Below are 18074 nucleotides of genomic sequence, written 5' to 3'. Positions count from 1 at the left end.
TCGAATCCAGTTCGCGTTCCTTACCGGAACCGTAAGCTGAGCCGATGCTCGACGTACGCCGCCTGCGCCTGCTGCGCGAACTCGCCCGGCGCGGCACCATCGCCGCCGTGGCCGACGCCCTGGCCTTCAGCCCATCGGCCGTGTCCCAGCAACTCGGCGTCCTGGAACGCGAGGCGGGACTGCCCCTGCTGGAGCGCACCGGGCGCGGGGTCCGCCTCACCCCGGCCGCGCAGAACCTGGTCCGCCACGCCGAGGCCGTCCTCGAACGGCTGGAACGGGCCGACGCGGAACTGGCCGAGGCCCGCACCGGCCTGGCCGGCGCCCTGCGCATCGGGGCGTTCCCCACCGCCACCCGGGCCATCGTCCCGGCGGCCCTGGCCGACCTGGCCCGGCGCCACCCGGGGCTGGAGCCCATGCTCAGCGAGACCGACCCGGCGGCCGTCGCGCACGCGCTGCGGGCCGGCGAGCTGGACGTGGCCCTGGTCCACTCGTACGACTTCGTCCCCGACCCGGACGAACCGGGGTTGACCACCCGACCCTTGTACCGGGAGGCCATGTACTTGGCGGCGCCCGCCGCGGGGTCGGGCAGCACGTGGACCGCCGAGGCGGGCGGCCCCGCCCCCGCCCCCGCCCCCAGCCCCACCCCCGCCCCCGACGCCCCGTCCGGACAGGACGAGGTCCTGCGGGCCCACCGTGACGCCCCCTGGATCACCGCCACACCCGGGACCCTCTGCCACGCCATGACGGTGCGGGCCTGCCAGGCCGCCGGATTCAGCCCGCGCGTCCGGCACCGGGTCGACGAGTTCGCCACCGTCCTCGCCCTGGTCGCCGCAGGGCTCGGAGTCGCCGTCGTGCCGCAGCTCGGCACCCCCGGACCGGACGTGCCGGGCGTCGCCCTCACCCGGCTGCGCATGGAACGCCGTACCCGGATCGCCTTCCGCAGCGGGGCCGGCGCCCACCCCGCCGTGGCCGCGTTCGCCGCTTCGCTGCGCTCCGCCCTCCCGTCGGATCTGGCCGGTCCGGGGGCCGGAGCGTGACACTGCTCCCGCGCCGACCGCGGCCCGTGTACGTTCGTTGATCCAGAGGTTCCGGAGATCCGGAGGTCCAGAGACCCTGAGACCACCCGATCCCGGCACCAGGAGCGACCTAAAGGACTGGGGTACGACGTGACGCATCGTGTACGAGGGGTCATCGCGCGCGGCAAGGGCGCACCGGTTGAGGTGACCACGATCCTCGTGCCCGACCCGGGGCCCGGGGAGGCCCTGGTCAAGATCCAGGCCTGCGGGGTCTGTCACACCGATCTGCACTACCGGGAGGGCGGGATCAACGACGAGTTCCCGTTCCTCCTCGGCCACGAGGCGGCCGGCGTCGTCGAGTCCGTCGGCGCGGACGTCACCTCCGTCGCCCCCGGCGACTTCGTGGTCCTCAACTGGCGTGCGGTGTGCGGGAACTGTCGGGCGTGCCGGCGGGGCCGCCCCTGGTACTGCTTCGCCACGCACAACGCCGGCCAGTCCATGACGCTGGAGGACGGCACCCCGCTGTCCCCGGCGCTGGGCATCGGAGCCTTCGCCGAGAAGACCCTCGTGGCCGCCGGACAGTGCACCAAGGTGGACCCGGCCGCCTCGCCCGCCGCCGCCGGCCTCCTGGGCTGCGGGGTGATGGCCGGCCTCGGCGCCGCCCTGAACACGGGCAACGTCGGCCGCGGGGACTCCGTCGCCGTCATCGGCTGCGGGGGAGTGGGCAACGCGGCGGTCGCCGGAGCCCGGCTCGCGGGCGCCTCCCGGATCATCGCCGTCGACCTCGACGACCGGAAGCTGGAGTGGGCGCGCGGCCTCGGCGCCACCCACACGGTCAACGGCGGTACGGAGGACGTCGTCAAGGCGATCCAGGAGCTGACCGGCGGCAACGGCGCGGACGTCGTCATCGAGGCCGTCGGCCGTCCCGAGACGTACCGACAGGCCTTCTACGCGCGCGACCTGGCCGGGACCGTCGTCCTGGTCGGGGTCCCGACGCCCGAGATGAAGCTCGAACTCCCGCTGCTGGACGTCTTCGGGCGTGGCGGCGCCCTCAAGTCCTCCTGGTACGGGGACTGCCTGCCCGAGCGGGACTTCCCCCTCCTGATCGACCTGTACCTCCAGGGCCGGCTCGACCTCGACGCCTTCGTCTCCGAGACCATCCCGCTCGACGGCGTCGAGGAGGCCTTCGGCCGGATGGAGCGGGGCGAGGTCCTCCGCTCGGTGGTCCAGTTCTGACGGCGTGACGAACGGAAGGCACGACGGCGTGCCGCCGGTCCGGCATGGTGATCTGACCGCCTGACCGCCTGACCGCCTGACCGCCTGACCGCCCGACCGCCCGACCGCCCGACCGAGTGGCCGTGTGAGGCCCGCCCCGACCGACGCCGGGGCGGGCGTACGTCCCCACCGCCCCGCCCGCGGTCACCCCCGCCACCCGGCAGGCCCCCGGGTCACGGCCTACACTCGGCCCGACCGCCGAACCGCCCGCTCCCGCCCCCGCCGCGACCCGGCCGGAGGCGCCGGCGCGCGGGATCCGTACCCACACCCCAGGGGCCGTCCGTGACCGTCGCCCGCAGCTACCGCCAGCCCGGTGTCCTCCTCACCGATCACCACTTCACCGTCCCCCTCGACCACGCCCGCCCGGACGGCGAGCGGATCGAGCTGTACGGCCGTGAGGTCGTGGCCACCGGCCAGGACCCGGAGCGGCTGCCCTGGCTGCTGTACTTGGAGGGCGGGCCCGGCTTCGGCGCGCGACGTTTCATCGGCCGTCAGGCCTGGCTGGAGCGGGCGCTCACCGGCTACCGGGTCCTGCTCCTCGATCAGCGCGGAACGGGCCGCTCCACGCCCCTGACCCGGCAGACGCTGCCCGTACGCGGGACCCCCGCCCAGCAGGCCGAGTACCTGGCGCACTTCCGGTCCGACTCGATCGTCCGCGACGCCGAGGCCGTCCGCACCGGCCTGACGGGAGGCGCCCCCTGGACCGTCCTCGGTCAGAGCTTCGGCGGATTCTGTGTCACCCACTACCTCTCCACCGCCCCCGAGGGACTCACCGCCGCCCTCGTCACCGGCGGGCTGCCGTCCCTCGACGCGACCGCGGACCAGGTGTACGAGGCCGCGTACCCGCGCGTCGAGCGCAAGAACCTCGCCCACTACGCCCGCTACCCCATGGACGTGGAGCGCGCCCGGCGCATCGGCGCCCACCTCGCCGAACGGCCCGCCCTCCTGCCCGGCGGCTACCGGATGACCGTCGAGGCGTTCCAGTCCCTCGGGATGCTCCTCGGCTCCGGCGACGGCAGCCACCAGCTGCACCACCTCCTGGAGAACGCCTTCGTCCCCACCATCGGCGGGCCCGCCCTCTCCGACGCCTTCCTGGAGAACGCCCACGCGCACCTCTCCTTCGCCGGGCACCCCCTCTACGCGCTGCTGCACGAGTCGATCTACGCACAGGATCCGGCCGTACCCACGGACTGGGCCGCCGAACGGATCCGCGCGGGCCACACCCGTTTCGACGCCGCCAAGACCCTCGCCGGTGACGAACCGCTGCTGTTCACCGGGGAGACCATCCACCCCTGGCACTTCACCTCGGACCCGGCCCTCGCCCCGCTGCGCGAGACCGCCGAACTGCTGGCCGCCCGTACCGGCTGGCAGCCGCTCTACGACTCCGCCCGTCTCGCCGCCAACGAGGTGCCGGTCGCCGCCGCCGTCTACCACGACGACATGTACGTCGACACCGACCACTCCCTGCGCACCGCCCGCACCATCAAGGGCCTGAAGACGTGGGTGACGGACGAGTTCGAGCACGACGGCGTCCGCGCGGGCGGCCCCCGCGTCCTGGACCGGTTGCTCTCCTTGCTCGACGACTGAGTGCGACGCGCGGTCCGGACGGTGCTCCGGACCGCGCGGGTGCGCCGACCGGTCCGACGCCGCGCGTCGCACGGCCCGAAGCCCACCCGCCACGCGGGGCCGGCACGGGCCCGTGGGCGGCCGTTCGCCTATGGTGCGGGCATGAGCGAACGAGCCGATCAGCAGTCCCCCTTGCAGCCCATGCCCACCGACTGGCGGCGCGCCCTCGCGGTGGTCGCGCACCCCGATGACCTGGAGTACGGCTGCTCGGCGGCGATCGCGGACTGGACGGACGGCGGCCGCGAGGTCGTCTACGTGCTGGCCACGCGCGGCGAGGCGGGCATCGACACGATCGCCCCGGCCGAGTGCGCCCCGCTGCGCGAGGCCGAGCAGCGCGCGAGCGCGGCCGCCGTCGGGGTTTCCACGGTGGAGTTCCTCGACCACCAGGACGGGGTCGTGGAGTACGGCCTGGACCTGCGTCGGGACATCGCCGCCGCCATCCGGCGCCACCGCCCCGAGCTGGTGATCACCCTCAACCACCGGGACACCTGGGGCGGCGCCGAGGGCGGCGGCTTCTGGAACACGCCCGACCACCGCGCCGTCGGCCGGGCCACCCTGGACGCCGCCGCCGACGCCGGCAACCGTTGGATCTTCCCGGAGCTGATCTCCGAGCAGGGCTTGGAGCCGTGGAACGGGGTCCGCTGGGTCGCCGTCTCCGGATCCGTCACGCCGACGCACGCCTGCGACGCCGGCCCCGGTCTGGAGCGCGCCATCAAGTCCCTCTTGGAACACAAGGCGTACATCGAGGTGCTGACGGACCAGGATCCCGAGGAGTACGTCCGTTCGTTCCTGACGGGCAACGTCCAGCAGGCGGCGGCCCGCTTCGGCGGCCGGCCCGCGGTCCCGTTCGAGGTCTTCCCCCGTTGATCCCCCCGCCCTAGTCTGACGAAGCGTCAGATCCTGGGGCGGGGCTTCTACGGGACGGGGGGCGGGCACCGTGATCGACACCATCAGCACGGAGATCGGCGAGGGTGCGGAACGCATCCGACTGGACGTCGAGGAGTCGGTCGCGGTCCTCACCCTGTGCCGCCCCGACAAGCTGAACGGCTGGAGCTGGGAGTCCACCCGCCAGTTGGGCCTCCTCGCGGACCGGATCCGCTTCGACCCGTCGGTGCGCGCCGTCCTGCTCCGGGCCGAGGGGCGGGCCTTCTGCGCGGGCATCGACGTGAGCGCCCCGGGCGGTGCCATCACGGGAGGGTCCGCCGCGGAGCGGACCCGCAACTACTACGAGGGCATCCGCTGGGTCCACGAACGCTTCTCGGTCCTCGCCCGGCTCCCGCAGCCGGTCGTCGCCGCCGTCCAGGGCTACTGCCTGGGCTTCGGCTTCGAGCTGGCCCTGATGGCGGACATCCGGGTGGCCGCCACCGACGCCGTCTTCGCCCTCCCCGAAGCCCGTCTGGGCGTGGCCGTGGACGCCGGCGGGGACCTGCGCATCGCCCGCGAGGCCGGCGCGGGCTGGGCCAAGTACCTGGCCCTCACCGGCCGCCGGATCGACGCCGTCACCGCGGAGCGCCTCAACCTGGTCCAACTGGTCGTCCCCGGAGCCGAACTGGACGCCACCTCACGCGCGCTGGCGGCCGAGATCGCCGCCAACGCCCCGCTCGCGGTCCAGGGCATCAAGCGGGCCGTCGACTCCTACGCGGACGCCGCCCTGCCCGCGGCCCTCGACCGCGTCGCGATGACCGCGGCCCTCACCCTCACCTCCGACGACTGCCGCGAGGGCTACGGAGCGGGCGCCGCCCGTCGCCCCCCGGAGTTCAGGGGAGCGTGAGGACGGGCCGGGTGGAGAACTCCTCGCCCAGGTCCTCGCCGTCGGGTCCGTACGAGAACTCGGCCATCCCCGGGTTCCGGCAGGCCGTGGCCAGCGGCAACCATTCCAACAGGCTCCCGTACCCGCCGCAGGCGGCGGCCCCGCCGTCACCGCCGTGGAAGGCCCCTCGGTCGGAGCTCAATTCGCCGCCGTAGATGTCGTAGGCGATGTGCAGGCCGAACGCGTTCGGCTCGTGCCGCAGGGTGCCGTTCCCGTACGAGGGCTCGTCGAGCGGGCACTCGTCGCCCCAGCGGAACAGGGTGCCCGCGCCGGCCCCGCAGGCGTGCTCCCACTCGTCCGCGCTCGGCATCCGCAGCCCGTCCGCCGCCAACGCCACCGGTATGTCGTCCGGAACCTCCGATACCTCCTCGTCCTCCACCGCCATCAGGACGGTGTCCAGCGCCACCGTCCGTACGGGGCTCAGCTCATGGGCGAGGTGGGCCAACAGGTCGGGTCCGAAACCGAACCCGGCGCTCACGGACTCGGCGTAGTCGGCCAGTTGCGCGGATGTCGGACGCCAGGATTCCGGGTCGAAGCCGAGACGGACGCGGCCGCCGGGTATCAGGGCGAACGCCCGGCCACCCCGCTCGATCCGTACCCGGTGCAGCGGGCCGCCAAGGTGCTCGACCGTGTCGACGCGGGCCACCGTGCCGCCCACGGCGGCGGCCGCCTCCCCGGCGAGGCGGCGGGCGGAGGCGAGGTCGAGCGACCGCCACCGGTCGAAGGTCAGGTTCGCGAAGGTCATGCCACCAGTCTGCGGGTGGCCACCGACACCGGCGGACCGGCGCCGGTCCCACGCACGCCGGCCCCGCACTTCCCCCGGGGCGCGATCCGGTCAGTGGCCGAAGGGCGGACGGCCCAACTGCTCGCGCAGCGGCACGACCTCCGGGCTCACCAGGCTCCGGCGCTGCCAGTTGGCGCCGTCGACCACGAGGGTGTGGCCGGTGACGAAACGGGCGTACGGAGAGGCCAGGAAGGTGGCCGCCCAGCCCAGTTCGCGGGGTGCGCCCACGCGCAGGGCGGGCTGCCGGGCGTCCTTGGCGCCGGGAGCGGCCCGCTCCAGGCCGCCGCGGATGTCCTCGGACATGTCCTCGTGCGGGAACAGGCCGGGGACGAGTCCGTTGATCTGGATGCCGTACGGTCCCCACTCGACGGCGAGGGTCTCCACCAGGTTCTTCACCCCGGCCTTCGCCGCGGCGCTGTGGGCGAATCCGGGACCGCCCGTCCAGGCGTACGAGGCGCCGATGTTGACGATCGACCCCGCGGTGCCCGCCGAGAGGTGGCGGCGGCCGAACTCGCGCGTCATGAACCAGGTACCGGTCAGCGTGGTGTCGACGACGGCCCGCCAGGCGTTGGGGGACAGGTCCTCCGCCGGGCAGGGGAAGTTGGCGGCGGCGTTGTTGATCAGCACGTCGGGGAGGCCGAGCGCCGCCTCGGCCGCGTCGAAGACGTCCGCGACCCGCTCGGGATCGCGGATGTCGCAGACGGCGGCCGTCACCCGGCCCGCCCCCGGCACCGCGGCGAGTTCCCCGCAGGCCGCCTCCAACTGTGCGGTGCGACGGCCCGCGATGACCAGATCGCCGCCGAGCCGGGCGAACTCGGCGGCGATGGCCTTGCCCAGCCCCGACCCGCCGCCCGTCACGAGGACGACCTGCCCCGCGTAGGTACCGGGGGGCAGAGCGGCGGTTCCGGGCGGGGGAGGCGCGGGCAGCCCGCGCGGTCGGTTGTCCATGCGCCCATCGATAGCGTGCGGACGCTCGGATCACCATGCCCGTGACGGGGCGGACCGGCTCCGGGACCTCGCCGGGTCCCACCCGTCCCGTCCCGTCACGGCCGGGGCTCAGCCCTTGGAGTGCGCCTGCTTGCTCGCGCACGTCCAGATGACCGCGACGCTCTCGCGCGTCTCCCGGTCGAGGACCGTGCCGCCCACCCGGTCGTCGTCGGTGGCGGCGAAGGCCCGGCTGAGGGTGTTGTGGGTGGAGCCCGCGGGGTGCGGCAGTGCGAGCGGGGCACCCTTGCCCGTCCAGTGGACGGCCTGGAAGTGGCTTTGGTAGCTCTCCTCGAAGATCGTGGCGGTGCCGACGGCCACGTTGGTGGTCGGGCTGCTGCCGTTGAACTCCAGGTCGTTGCTGTACGCGGCGAGCCGTCCCGGGTCGGTCGGCAGGGTGTCGTACGGCTTCTTCCAGACGGCCGGCGTCCGCCGCGGGTCGTTGCGGTAGTGGTACCGCTCCAGGCCGACCACCCGGCCGCGGTCGTCGATGTCCTGGCCGATGGTGGCGAACGAGGCGTGGTATCCGTTCCACACCTGGAGGCTGTAGGGCGGGTAGCCGCCCCCGGCGGGCCAGACCACCGGGAAGGTCTTGGTGACCATGATGTCGTTCTCGTGGTCGAAGTAGGAGCCGCTGACGGTTCCGACGATGTCGCCGCGCTTGTTGATCCCGTTCAGCGAGGTGATCCTGCTTCCGGCGATCGCGTCGGCGGGCACCGGCAGTTCGCGCACGATCTTGCCGTTCACCCATTCCTTCGCGACGTCGCCGTCCACGAAGACGACCCGGCCCGACTCGTTGATGTCGACCCCCACGCCCCCGACGTGCGGCGCGGTCAGGGCCTGGGAGGTCGCCGAGCCCTGCTGGTGCACGAAGGCGACGACGGCCTGGTCCGAGTTGCGGGTGGCGGTCCCCACCATCAGGCCCTTGGCACTGACGGCCTTGACGGTGCCGAACTCGAAGCCCGTGGGCAGCGGGACGGCGTGCGGCGTGTGCTCGGGGCCGGTCCAGTAGGCCGGACCACTGCCACTGGCGCCGACGACGAGGCCACTCGAGCCGAAGCCCTCCACGACACCTCCGGCGGCTCCCGCGACGGTGGGCAGCAGTTCGATGCCCGGCGTGCACGAGGTCCCGGCGGCGGCGGCGGGACCCGCCGCGGTCATGAGCCCGGCGAGGACGACGGCGGCTCCCGCCACGTGCGCGGCGCGTCCCCTGGTGATGTTCTGCAAGGTCAAGTCCCCCTGATGGCATGGGCGGCGGCGCGCGCCCGGTCCGATCCGGCCCGGGCGCGGTCGCCATCCGCCGCACGGTGTCGAGTGGTTGCGATGATCAGACCGTCAACCCCGCGGAATGGTTGCCTGTTGGGAGGCGCGCGTCCAGTCCCGCCGGAGCGACCGGGGCCCCCGCCGCTGCCGTCATGCGCTTCACCTCGGTTCCCCCGGGTCGGGTGACCCCACCCCGCCAGGTCATGACGCGTACGGGTCACATGCTGCCCGTTGAGACGTGCGGCGGTGGCCGAAAGGATGCCCCTCGCTCGCGGGTCGTCCGGATTTCGCCCCGGACGGGCCGGTTCCCAAGAGCGCAAGCGACCGCTTAGTATGCCGCCGAGTATGGTTCCTCGACGGCGGCTGGAGGCCCCGGATGCAGGCATGGCGCGTACACACCCACGGAGAGCCCCGCGAGGCCATGCGCCTCGAAGAGGTTCCCGAACCCGTACCCGGGGAGGGTGAGGTGAGGCTCAAGGTACTCGCCGCCAACATCAACTTCCCCGACGCACTGCTGGTGCGCGGGCAGTACCAGATCCGGCCGCCGCTGCCGTTCACCCCCGGCGTGGAGATCTGCGGCGAAACCGATGACGGCCGCCGCGTCATCGCCAACCCGAGCCTGCCCCACGGCGGTTTCGCCGAGTACGTCACCGCCCCCGCCCGGGGCCTGCTCCCGGCCCCCGACACCCTCGACGACGCCGAGGCGGCGGCGCTGCACATCGGCTACCAGACAGGCTGGTTCGGCCTGCACCGCCGCGCCCGCCTGCGCGGCGGAGAGACGCTCCTCGTGCACGCCGCCGCCGGCGGGGTCGGCAGCGCCGCCGTCCAACTCGGCAAGGCCGCCGGGGCCACCGTCATCGGAGTCGTCGGCGGCAAGGCCAAGGCGCACATCGCCGAGGAACTCGGCTGCGACCTCGTCATCGACCGCACGCAGGAGGACACCGCCGGGATCGCCGCCCGGGTCAAGGAGTTCACCGGCGGGCACGGCGCCGACGTCGTCTACGACCCCGTCGGCGGCGAGGCCTACACCGCCTCCACCAAGTGCGTCGCCTTCGAGGGCCGCATCGTGATCGTCGGCTTCGCCGGCGGTACCGTCCCCACCCCCGCCCTCAACCACGCCCTCGTCAAGAACTACGCCGTCCTCGGCCTGCACTGGGGCCTGTACGCGACGAAGGACCCCGCGGCCGTCCTCGCCTGCCACGGCGAACTCACCCGCCTCGCCGCCGAAGGCGCGATCAAACCCCTGATCAGCGAACGCGTCCCGCTCGGCGGCGCCGCCGACGCCGTACAGCGCCTCGCCGACGGCGCCACGACCGGTCGGCTGGTCGTCGTACCGGCCCTCCGCGGAGGCACCCGATGACCCTCACCGCCTCCGACCTCGCCACCCGCGCCCGCGACCTGCTCGCCGCCCACCCGCCGGCCACCACCGCGCCCACCGACTTCCTGCGCGCCCGCTTCGACGCGGGCCTCGCCTGGGTGCACTACCCCGAGGGCCTGGGCGGCCTCGGAGCCCCCCGCTCCCTCCAAGGCGCCGTGGACGGCGTGCTGGAAGCCGCCGGGGCGCCCGACAACGACCCGCGACGCATCGGCATCGGCCTCGGCATGGCCGCGCCCACGATCCTCGCCTACGGCACCGACGAGCAGAAGGCCCGCTTCCTGCGTCCCCTGTGGACCGGCGAGGAAGTCTGGTGCCAGCTCTTCAGCGAGCCCGGCGCCGGATCCGACCTCGCCGCGCTCGGCACCCGCGCCGTCCTCGACGAGGAACGCGGCGAGTGGGTCGTCGACGGGCAGAAGGTGTGGACCTCCAGCGCCCACACCGCCCGCTGGGCCATCCTGATCGCCCGCACCGACCCCACCCTGCCCAAGCACCGCGGCATCACCTACTTCCTGTGCGACATGCACGCCCCCGGCGTCGAGGTCCGGCCGCTGCGACAGATCACCGGAGAAGCCGAGTTCAACGAGGTCTTCCTCACCGGCGTCCGCATCCCCGACGCCCACCGCCTCGGCGCCGTCGGCGACGGCTGGGCGGTCGCCCGCACCACCCTGATGAACGAACGCGTCTCCATCGGCGGCATGCGCATCCCCCGCGAAGGCGGCATGATCGCCCCCGTCGCCGCCGCCTGGCGCGAACGCCCCGCCCTGCGCACCCACGCCCTGCACCAGCGGCTCCTCGACCTGTGGGTCGAGGCCGAAGTCGCCCGACTCACCGGCGAGCGCCTGCGCCAGCAGCTCTCCGCCGGACAACCCGGCCCCGAGGGCAGCGGCATGAAGCTCACCTTCGCCCGCCTCAACCAGGAGATCAGCGGCCTGGAGGTGGAACTCCTCGGCGAGGAGGGCCTGCTGTACGAGGACTGGACGATGCGCCGCCCCGAAACCGTCGACTTCACCGGCCGCGACGCCGGATACCGCTACCTCCGCGCCAAGGGCAACAGCATCGAGGGCGGCACCAGCGAAATCCTCCTCAACATCGTCGCCGAGCGCGTCCTCGGCCTGCCCGCCGAGCCGCGCGACGACAAGGACCTCGCCTGGAAGGACCTCTCCCGATGACGGCCGAGCGCGCCCCCTTCGACCTGCTGTACTCCGAGACCGAGGAGGAACTCCGCTCCGCCGTACGGGCCCTGCTCGCCGACCGCTGCGACGCGGCGACCGTCCTCGCGCGCGCCGAGACCGGCCGGCCCCACGACCCGCAGCTGTGGCGCACCCTCGCCACCGGGATCGGGGCCGCCGGACTCCTCGTCCCCGAGAAGCTGGGCGGCCAGGGAGCGAGCCACCGGGAGGCCGCGGTGGTCCTGGAGGAACTCGGGCGCCGCGTCGCCCCCCTCCCGTACCTCACGAGCTCCGTCCTCGCCACGGAGATCCTGCTCGGCTGCGACACCTCGACCCCCGAAGTGGCCGCGCTGCTCGGGGAACTCGCCTCCGGACGGCAGATCTGCGTACCGGCCCTGCCGCTGACCCTCGCCCCGGGAGCCCCGCAGCCGGACCCCGCGCGGGACTCCGGGGGAGGGGTTCTGCACGGCACGGTCACCTCCGTCGCGGACGCGGGGGCCGCCGACGTCCTGCTGGTCATCGCCGACACCGGGCTCCACGCCGTCCCCGCTGCCTCCGCCGGCCTCACGGCGCCGGTCCCGCTGGACCTGACCCGGCCCCTGGCCACCGTCACCCTCGACGGCTCGCCCGGCACCCGCCTCGCGGACCCCGCCACCGCCCGCGCGGCCATCGCCGGGGCGTTGCTCAGCGGGGCCGGACTGCTCGCGTCCGAACAGCTCGGCCTCGCCGAGTGGTGCCTGACGGAGACCGTCGGATACGTGCGGGGCCGCCACCAGTTCAACCGGCCCGTCGGCTCCTTCCAGGCCCTCAAGCACCGCCTCGCCCGCCTGTGGCTCGATGTGGCCTCCGCCCGCGCGGCGGCCCGGGCCGCCGCCGACGCCCTCGCCACCGGAGCCCCGGACGCACCGCTCACGGTCGCCGTGGCGCAGGCCTACTGCTCGGGGGTCGCGGTCCGGGCGGCCGAGGAGTGCGTCCAGCTCCACGGCGGCATCGGCATGACCTGGGAGCACCCGGCCCACCTCTACCTCAAGCGGGCCAAGGCCGATTCGCTGACCCTGGGCACGGCCGGCCACCACCGTGGCCTCGTCGCGGACTTCGCGGAACTCCCGGCTCCGTAGGCCCCGCGGCGGGAGGCGCGTCCCCCGCGCGGGGATGGCGCCTCCCCGGTGGTGCACGAACGTGCGTGGACCGGCGCTCAGGACGGGCGCCGGCCCCGATCCGCCGGCTACTGCCTACCGGCTGAGCGACTTGAGTGCCGCCGCGTCGTACGGCTTCAGCTCGTCGAAGCGGTTGCCGAGGACCTTCGCCGCCCACTGGGGGTCCTGGAGCAGGGCCCGGCCGACGGCGACCATGTCGAACTCGTCGCGTTCCATGCGGTCCAGCAGGTTGTCGATGTCGCCGAGCGCCGCGCCCTCGCCGGCGAAGGCCCGGAGGAAGTCGCCGTCGAGGCCGACCGAGCCGACGGTGATGGTCGGCCGACCGGTGAGTTTCTTGGTCCAGCCCGCGAGGTTCAGGTCCGAGCCCTCGAACTCGGGGATCCAGTAGCGCCGGGTGGACGCGTGGAACACGTCGACGCCGGCCGCCGCCAGTGGGGCCAAGATCGCCTCCAGCTCCTCCGGGGTCTGCGCGAGCCGGGCGTCGTAAGCCTCCTGCTTCCACTGCGAGTAGCGGAAGATCACCGGGAAGTCGGCCGGGACGCGCTCGCGCACCGCCGCGACGATCTCCGCGGCGAACTTGGTACGGGCCACCGCGTCGCCGCCGTACGCGTCGGTGCGGCGGTTGGTCCGCTCCCACAGGAACTGGTCGAGCAGGTAACCGTGCGCGCCGTGCAGTTCGACACCGTCGAAGCCGATCCGTGCGGCCTCCTCGGCGGCGTCGGCGAACGCACCGATGACGTCGTCGAGGTCGGAGAGGGTCATCGCGTTGCCGGTCCCCTCGGTGCCGTCGACGCGGATGCCGGAGGGGCCGACGGCGGGCGCGTCGGCGTAGGGCGCCTCGCCCTGCTTGCGCACCATGCCTATGTGCCACAGCTGGGGCACGATCGTGCCGCCCGCCTCGTGCACGGCCGATGCGACCTTCGCCCACCCCGCCAGCTGGTCCTCGCCGTGGAACCGCGGAACCCGGTCGCTCTGCCCGGCGGAATCGTGACCGACGTAGGTGCCCTCGGTGACGATCAGGCCCACTCCCGCGGCGGCCCGTCCGGCGTAGTACGCGCGCACGTCCTCGCCGGGCACACCGCCCGGGGAGAACATGCGCGTCATCGGAGCCATCGCGATGCGGTTGGGGACGGTCAGTCCGTTCAGCGTGACGGGCCGGGAAAGGATCTCGGCGGCGCGGGAGGCGGTGGACGTGGTGACGGTCATGCGGGCCCTCCGGGTTGAGGCTGCGGCTCGTCGGGTGACAACGAGGAGGAGTGCATAGTACACACGATATGTATCATGCATATTGCAGCCCGGTCCCGGGCCCGCCCGTGCGGGGCCGTCCGCGGCCCGCCCCCGCAAGGGTCCGGCGGGATGCGGGTCCGCGATAATGGGAGCGCCGGAAGGAGCGGGGAGGTGTGGGAGGCGCAGTGCTGGAGAAACTCGAACGGGAGCTGATGCTGCTCTCGCGGCACCAGGTGCTGGCCCGACGCGAGCGCGACCCCGAACGCCTGGAGCGGTCGGCGTACCTGCTGCTCTGCCGGATCGACACCCAAGGCCCGATGTCCATCGGGCAGTTGGCGGAGGCGTTCGGACTCGACACCTCCACGGTGAACCGCCAGACGGCCGCCCTGCTGCGCTGCGGACTGGCCGAACGCGTCGCGGACCCGGACGGTGGCATGGCCCGCAAGCTGCGCATCACCGCCGAGGGCGGGCTTCGCCTGGCCGAGGACCGCGAGGTCAACCGCTCCTGCCTGGCCCGGGTCGTCGCCGGCTGGTCCCCGGAGGAGGTGCGGGAGCTGGAGGACGTCCTGATCCGCCTCAACCGCAGCGCCGAGGCCCTCGAAGGCCGGTACTGGCCGCGCGCGGAGGAAGGGGTGGAGGAAGGCGCCGCCATCGCGTCGGGTCAACCCTGACGGACTTGATGGCGCGCCCGCTCCCCGTGGAACTCCACGGCGGCCCGAAACCCACCCGTGCCGTGAGCCTGCCGCAGGCGGGTGCGGCCGACCGAAGTTATTTGTAACAGACCTTCACGCCCACGCACCGGACGGCGTCGGCCGCGCCTCGCGTCGCACCTCGAGGCACGGGACCCGTGGGACAACCGCGAACAGGGGAGGGGGGTCTGTCTGGGTGAGGCTCGTGGTCGGCCGTTCGGCCGCGGTGGGAGTCCGCCACCGCGGCCGAGGGGGATCAGGTCGTGGTTCCCGGTGAACAGCCGCCGCAGGGTGTTGCCACCGATGTGAACGTCCCGTTCGCCGGAGGGTGTGGCCCTGTCCACTCGACTCCCGCCTTCTCCAGCTCGGTCAGCCGGGCGAGGACCCGCTGGGGGAGTTCCGCAGCCGTCAGCCGGAACTGGCTCCAGCGATCCATGGAGTTCGGTTTCATCGACGCCGAGAACCGGAAGCGACCTTTGCTGTTGGGCTCGGTCACCATCTCGCCGAACGCCGCGCTCGGTATGAGCCAGGCCATCATGATCGCCCCCAACTCGACGTCCACGGCGACGAACAGCATGTCCAGGTCGGTCCGTGGTTGGAACGTCTGCGACCGGACGAAGGCCATCAACCTGCCCTGCTGAACCTGGGTTCCGGTGGACATGCGCGCCTTCACCTGCACCGCCAGGGTCTGGGAGCTTCCACGCCGGTGGAAGACGAGGTCCACCCCCTCGTCGTCGACGAGCGAGGTGGAGACGTTCAGCTCACCGCCCGTGGCGAGGATGCACGAGGCCGCGACCAGGTACTCCGCCGCCTTCCCCATGCGTCCGGCAGCCGGACTCTTGTCGAGGTAGTCCTCATCGTCGCTCATGGTGGGAATCTACCGAGCGTGCTCTTGGTCGGTGGGCATCCTCCCGACAGATCCGTCGGACAACGGGCATGCGGGCAGCGGGGCAGGAGGCTGCTCGGCCTCAGGACGGCGTACGTACGGTGATGTCCTCGTTCCCTCGGCTTTGTCGCACGCCCCGCCGCGATGGCGGCCGGGCTTGAACTCGTCCTGCACGCCGTCCGTATGATGTTCCGACAGGTCGACGGCGCATCTCGGCGCGGTGCGGGCGCGGGGGTGAACATTCCATCGCTGCCCCGACCTTTCGAGTGCTCGGCCGAGTGCGTGGCGTACTGATGCGGCTGACGACGACCACGGGGGATGGACGCCAAGTTGAGCGAGCTGTACCTGCGCGAGGGCGCGGACGCACCGACACCGGCCGTTTCTGCTGCACCCGACACTTGGGAACCTGCTGAAGGAAACGACTTCATCGAGCCGCCGGAGCCTATAGAGGCGCTGGAGGGCTCGGCTGAGTTCCAGTACGAAGAACAGGACGCCGGCGAACCCGACGTACCCGGAGAGGTGGACGGCCCGGCCGAACCCCATCGCGATCTATCCGAGGAGCCAGAGGAGCCCGAGGAGCTTTCGGTCGTGCAGGATGCTTCGGCCGATGTGGACGATCCCGTCGAATCTCCGGAGGAGCCCGTCGAATCTCAGGGCATGTTCCGCAAGGACGTCTTCGGAGGTCAGGAGCTGCCCAGCAATCTCAGCCCCGAAAAGCAGATTGCGATTGAGGGGCTCTACTCGGAGGCGGAGGAGAAGGATATCGCCATCATCTCCGGCGAAGAAGCAGATTCCTACTTCGAATGGGTCGCCAGCAGGGAAGAGGGGGATGGTGCCGACCCGGAAGCCTATTATGCGGTTACTCTGGGTGATACGATCTTGGTTAGAGATTCCCACAAGTTCGATACCCGGACAATCGGCGAGGAGATGATCCATTCGCAGCAGCAGATGGACGGTAGGGGCGATGTTTTCGAGTGTGAGGTGGAGGCGAGGGAAGGATTGCTTGCGAATCCGGAAAAGTACGCCCTTACCGACGAGGAAATCGGTGAGTTGGAGGCAGAGGTCTCCACTCTGAAGGAACGCGGATACTACTGATGAAGGGGCAGCGGGTGAACCGGGCAGAGATTACTGATGTTTTTGTCTTCGCCAAGGGGGACAGCGCGGTCTACGTCGATCCCCTCGACGGAGATTTCAAGGCAGGGGATCACGTGAGAATCATTCGCGAGGGAATCGAGGCCGCCGAGGCTGTTATTTTTCCTCGGGATGGCAGCATGAGTGCCGCGGAGAAAATCGGTCGACGGCCACATGCGCTGGTGAAGGGATTTGCTTGCGCCGTCGGGGACATTATTGAAGCGGATTGATCGGCGCAGCGTTGATCGAGGCGGCGTCCCCACGCCCTGCTCGTTGGACACACCTCCCGTTCTTGCACGACGTCAACGACGGCCGGGTTGGGGCTGGTGACCGTTCGGGGGAGAGGGAAGTGGTCGGGCGGCCGATGCGGGCGGGCGGTGGGGTGGGGCAGCCTCGACGAGTTGTCCGTCCGGCCGTCGCAGATGCGGCCGGAGCCCGCCCGCACCGTGAAGGAGGAGCCGTGCTGCACGCCCTCTACCTCCTCGGCATCGCCGCCTTCGCCGCCTCCGGCGTCCTCGCCGCGCACCGCGCGAACATGGACCCCTTCGGCGGGTTCGTCCTCGCCTTCGCCGCCGCCATCTCCGGCGGCACCCTCCGCGATCTCATCCTGGACCGGCACCCGCTGTACTGGACGCGGGACTGGCCGCTGCTCGTACTGATCGCCTCGGTGGCCGCCCTCACCATGCTCTACCTGCGCCGCCGCAGCCTCCCGCACCGCACCCTCATGGTGGTCGACGCCGTCGGTCTCTCCGTGGTCACCGTCATCGGCGCCCGCGCCGCCCTCGACGCCCACGTGACGCCGGTGGCCGTCCTCGTCCTCGCGGTCATGACCGGAGTCACCGGCGAGGTGATCCGGGACGTGCTGTGCGGCGAGTTCCCTCCGCTGCTGCTGCGCGAGGAGGTCTACGCGACCGCCGCCCTGGCCGGCGCGGCAGCCTATCTGGGCCTGCGCGAAGCCGGAGTCCGCGACGGCGTGGGCATCGCGGTCGGCGCCGGCCTGGTCTTCGTCCTGCGGCTGGCCGCCGTCTTCCGGGACCTCCACCTGCCCCGGCTCCAGCGGACGCCGCACTGATGCCTATCCTCACCGCATGACGCACCGCACGACGGCCACCATCACCCGGCTCCGCGCCGCCGGCCTGCGGGCCCACCGCGACGAACTCGCCGCTCTCCTAGTCGACATCGTCGAGGGCGGTGCCTCCCTCGGGTTCCTCTCCGGACTGGACCACGCGGGCGCCGCCGCCTGGTGGGACTCCCTGGCGCCCTCCGTCGAGGAAGGCTCCCTCGCCCTGTGGGTCGCCCGCGGCGCGGACGGCGGCCTCGACGGCACCGTCGCCTGGTACCGCGAATCCAAGCCCAACGGCCGCCACCGTGCCGAACTGCGCAAGCTGATGGTCCACCCTGCCGCCCGCGGCCGCGGTACGGCACGCGCGCTGCTCGCCGAGGCCGAGACGCAGGCCGCCCGCGCCGGAGTGGTCCTGATGTTCCTCGACACCGAGACCGGCAGCGGCGCCGAGCGAGTGTACCGGTCCGCCGGCTGGACCGAGGCCGGCACCATCCCGGACTACGCCACCGACCCCGAGGGCCGGTTGCGCCCGACCACCCTCTTCTACAAGCACCCGAAGGACGACGCCCCCGAGAGGTGACCTCGCCCGCCGCTCCGCGTTAGACCCCGTAACGCG

18 protein-coding genes are annotated in these 18074 nt (G+C 72.5%); 13 read left to right on the top strand and 5 right to left on the bottom strand.

What is annotated here, in order from left to right; genetic code table 11:
* Window positions 1-44 precede the first annotated feature (44 nt).
* The 5 genes from ACFY0I_RS05185 to ACFY0I_RS05165 all read left to right on the top strand — a co-directional run bounded on the left by ACFY0I_RS05185 (window position 45) and on the right by ACFY0I_RS05165 (window position 5688).
* Window positions 45-1037, top strand: a complete 993-nt coding sequence (locus tag ACFY0I_RS05185) for a LysR substrate-binding domain-containing protein (RefSeq protein WP_388890344.1) — start codon at window positions 45-47, stop codon at window positions 1035-1037.
* Window positions 1038-1166: 129 nt separating this feature from the next.
* The gene (locus ACFY0I_RS05180; protein WP_388890342.1) at window positions 1167-2252 is read left to right on the top strand and encodes an S-(hydroxymethyl)mycothiol dehydrogenase; all 1086 of its coding nucleotides are present in this window, start codon (window positions 1167-1169) and stop codon (window positions 2250-2252) included.
* 321 nt (window positions 2253-2573) lie between these two features.
* Window positions 2574-3878, top strand: coding sequence for an alpha/beta fold hydrolase (locus ACFY0I_RS05175; RefSeq protein WP_388890340.1), 1305 nt, complete (start codon window positions 2574-2576; stop codon window positions 3876-3878).
* Between the two features lie 141 nt (window positions 3879-4019).
* Window positions 4020-4784 carry a PIG-L deacetylase family protein gene (locus ACFY0I_RS05170; RefSeq protein ID WP_388890337.1) on the top strand — a complete coding sequence of 255 codons (765 nt, stop codon included), beginning with the start codon at window positions 4020-4022 and terminating at the stop codon, window positions 4782-4784.
* Between the two features lie 70 nt (window positions 4785-4854).
* Window positions 4855-5688 carry an enoyl-CoA hydratase/isomerase family protein gene (locus ACFY0I_RS05165; RefSeq protein ID WP_388890334.1) on the top strand — a complete coding sequence of 278 codons (834 nt, stop codon included), beginning with the start codon at window positions 4855-4857 and terminating at the stop codon, window positions 5686-5688.
* Here ACFY0I_RS05165 and ACFY0I_RS05160 read toward each other — a convergent pair.
* From ACFY0I_RS05160 to ACFY0I_RS05150, 3 genes are all read right to left on the bottom strand, one after another.
* On the bottom strand, window positions 5675-6472 hold the full coding sequence (locus tag ACFY0I_RS05160; protein WP_388890331.1) for a hypothetical protein: 798 nt from the start codon (window positions 6470-6472) through the stop codon (window positions 5675-5677). The two genes, ACFY0I_RS05165 and ACFY0I_RS05160, sit on opposite strands and share 14 nt — an antisense overlap.
* Window positions 6473-6562: 90 nt before the next feature.
* Window positions 6563-7459: an SDR family oxidoreductase gene (locus tag ACFY0I_RS05155; RefSeq protein ID WP_388890328.1), complete on the bottom strand. Its 897-nt coding sequence runs from the start codon at window positions 7457-7459 to the stop codon at window positions 6563-6565.
* A gap of 108 nt (window positions 7460-7567) precedes the next feature.
* A complete protein-coding gene (locus ACFY0I_RS05150) occupies window positions 7568-8728 on the bottom strand; it encodes a hypothetical protein (RefSeq protein ID WP_388890326.1) in 1161 nt (386 codons plus the stop codon).
* 406 nt (window positions 8729-9134) lie between these two features.
* Between ACFY0I_RS05150 and ACFY0I_RS05145 the strand changes: the two genes are divergently transcribed.
* The 3 genes from ACFY0I_RS05145 to ACFY0I_RS05135 are packed head-to-tail and all read left to right on the top strand — an operon-like array spanning window position 9135 to window position 12423.
* Entirely contained in the window at window positions 9135-10118 is a 984-nt protein-coding gene (locus ACFY0I_RS05145; RefSeq protein ID WP_388890323.1) for an NADPH:quinone oxidoreductase family protein, read from the top strand.
* Window positions 10115-11305, top strand: coding sequence for an acyl-CoA dehydrogenase family protein (locus ACFY0I_RS05140; protein WP_388890321.1), 1191 nt, complete (start codon window positions 10115-10117; stop codon window positions 11303-11305). Before ACFY0I_RS05145 ends, ACFY0I_RS05140 begins: the two co-directional genes overlap by 4 nt.
* Entirely contained in the window at window positions 11302-12423 is a 1122-nt protein-coding gene (locus ACFY0I_RS05135) for an acyl-CoA dehydrogenase family protein (protein WP_388890318.1), read from the top strand. The genes ACFY0I_RS05140 and ACFY0I_RS05135 overlap by 4 nt, the downstream gene beginning before the upstream one ends.
* Before the next feature lie 114 nt (window positions 12424-12537).
* Here the strand turns inward: ACFY0I_RS05135 and ACFY0I_RS05130 are convergent, their stop codons facing one another.
* A complete protein-coding gene (locus tag ACFY0I_RS05130) occupies window positions 12538-13668 on the bottom strand; it encodes an NADH:flavin oxidoreductase (protein WP_388890315.1) in 1131 nt (376 codons plus the stop codon).
* 233 nt (window positions 13669-13901) lie between these two features.
* Between ACFY0I_RS05130 and ACFY0I_RS05125 the strand changes: the two genes are divergently transcribed.
* The gene (locus ACFY0I_RS05125; protein WP_388890685.1) at window positions 13902-14360 is read left to right on the top strand and encodes a MarR family winged helix-turn-helix transcriptional regulator; all 459 of its coding nucleotides are present in this window, start codon (window positions 13902-13904) and stop codon (window positions 14358-14360) included.
* 274 nt (window positions 14361-14634) lie between these two features.
* On the opposite strand, the gene ACFY0I_RS05120 is transcribed toward ACFY0I_RS05125, so the two are convergent.
* A complete protein-coding gene (locus ACFY0I_RS05120) occupies window positions 14635-15246 on the bottom strand; it encodes a hypothetical protein (RefSeq protein WP_388890313.1) in 612 nt (203 codons plus the stop codon).
* Window positions 15247-15594: 348 nt separating this feature from the next.
* Here ACFY0I_RS05120 and ACFY0I_RS05115 point away from each other — a divergent pair, with 348 nt between their 5' ends.
* The 4 genes from ACFY0I_RS05115 (at window position 15595) to ACFY0I_RS05100 (ending at window position 18038) form a co-directional block, all read left to right on the top strand.
* On the top strand, window positions 15595-16359 hold the full coding sequence (locus ACFY0I_RS05115; RefSeq protein WP_388890310.1) for a hypothetical protein: 765 nt from the start codon (window positions 15595-15597) through the stop codon (window positions 16357-16359).
* Window positions 16359-16625, top strand: a complete 267-nt coding sequence (locus ACFY0I_RS05110; RefSeq protein ID WP_388890307.1) for a hypothetical protein — start codon at window positions 16359-16361, stop codon at window positions 16623-16625. The genes ACFY0I_RS05115 and ACFY0I_RS05110 overlap by 1 nt, the downstream gene beginning before the upstream one ends.
* Window positions 16626-16855: 230 nt before the next feature.
* Window positions 16856-17467, top strand: coding sequence for a trimeric intracellular cation channel family protein (locus ACFY0I_RS05105; protein ID WP_388890304.1), 612 nt, complete (start codon window positions 16856-16858; stop codon window positions 17465-17467).
* 16 nt (window positions 17468-17483) lie between these two features.
* On the top strand, window positions 17484-18038 hold the full coding sequence (locus ACFY0I_RS05100) for a GNAT family N-acetyltransferase (protein WP_388890301.1): 555 nt from the start codon (window positions 17484-17486) through the stop codon (window positions 18036-18038).
* Window positions 18039-18074: the final 36 nt, after the last annotated feature.

This window comes from Streptomyces sp. NPDC001568, assembly GCF_042893755.1.
Lineage (GTDB): Bacteria > Actinomycetota > Actinomycetes > Streptomycetales > Streptomycetaceae > Streptomyces.
The sequence above is the reverse complement of the archived record's forward strand: the minus strand, read 5'-3'. Positions and strand labels throughout refer to the sequence as shown.

Bases quoted from the DNA above. Each gene is read 5' to 3' on its own strand.
- ACFY0I_RS05145 (WP_388890323.1), top strand. From the start codon at position 9,135: ATGCAGGCATGGCGCGTACACACCCACGGAGAGCCCCGCGAGGCCATG.
- ACFY0I_RS05100 (WP_388890301.1), top strand. From the start codon at position 17,484: ATGACGCACCGCACGACGGCCACCATCACCCGGCTCCGCGCCGCCGGC.
- ACFY0I_RS05140 (WP_388890321.1), top strand. From the start codon at position 10,115: ATGACCCTCACCGCCTCCGACCTCGCCACCCGCGCCCGCGACCTGCTC.
- ACFY0I_RS05185 (WP_388890344.1), top strand. From the start codon at position 45: ATGCTCGACGTACGCCGCCTGCGCCTGCTGCGCGAACTCGCCCGGCGC.
- ACFY0I_RS05110 (WP_388890307.1), top strand. From the start codon at position 16,359: ATGAAGGGGCAGCGGGTGAACCGGGCAGAGATTACTGATGTTTTTGTC.
- ACFY0I_RS05120 (WP_388890313.1), bottom strand. From the start codon at position 15,246: ATGAGCGACGATGAGGACTACCTCGACAAGAGTCCGGCTGCCGGACGC.
- ACFY0I_RS05130 (WP_388890315.1), bottom strand. From the start codon at position 13,668: ATGACCGTCACCACGTCCACCGCCTCCCGCGCCGCCGAGATCCTTTCC.
- ACFY0I_RS05135 (WP_388890318.1), top strand. From the start codon at position 11,302: ATGACGGCCGAGCGCGCCCCCTTCGACCTGCTGTACTCCGAGACCGAG.
- ACFY0I_RS05155 (WP_388890328.1), bottom strand. From the start codon at position 7,459: ATGGACAACCGACCGCGCGGGCTGCCCGCGCCTCCCCCGCCCGGAACC.
- ACFY0I_RS05170 (WP_388890337.1), top strand. From the start codon at position 4,020: ATGAGCGAACGAGCCGATCAGCAGTCCCCCTTGCAGCCCATGCCCACC.
- ACFY0I_RS05160 (WP_388890331.1), bottom strand. From the start codon at position 6,472: ATGACCTTCGCGAACCTGACCTTCGACCGGTGGCGGTCGCTCGACCTC.
- ACFY0I_RS05125 (WP_388890685.1), top strand. From the start codon at position 13,902: ATGCTGCTCTCGCGGCACCAGGTGCTGGCCCGACGCGAGCGCGACCCC.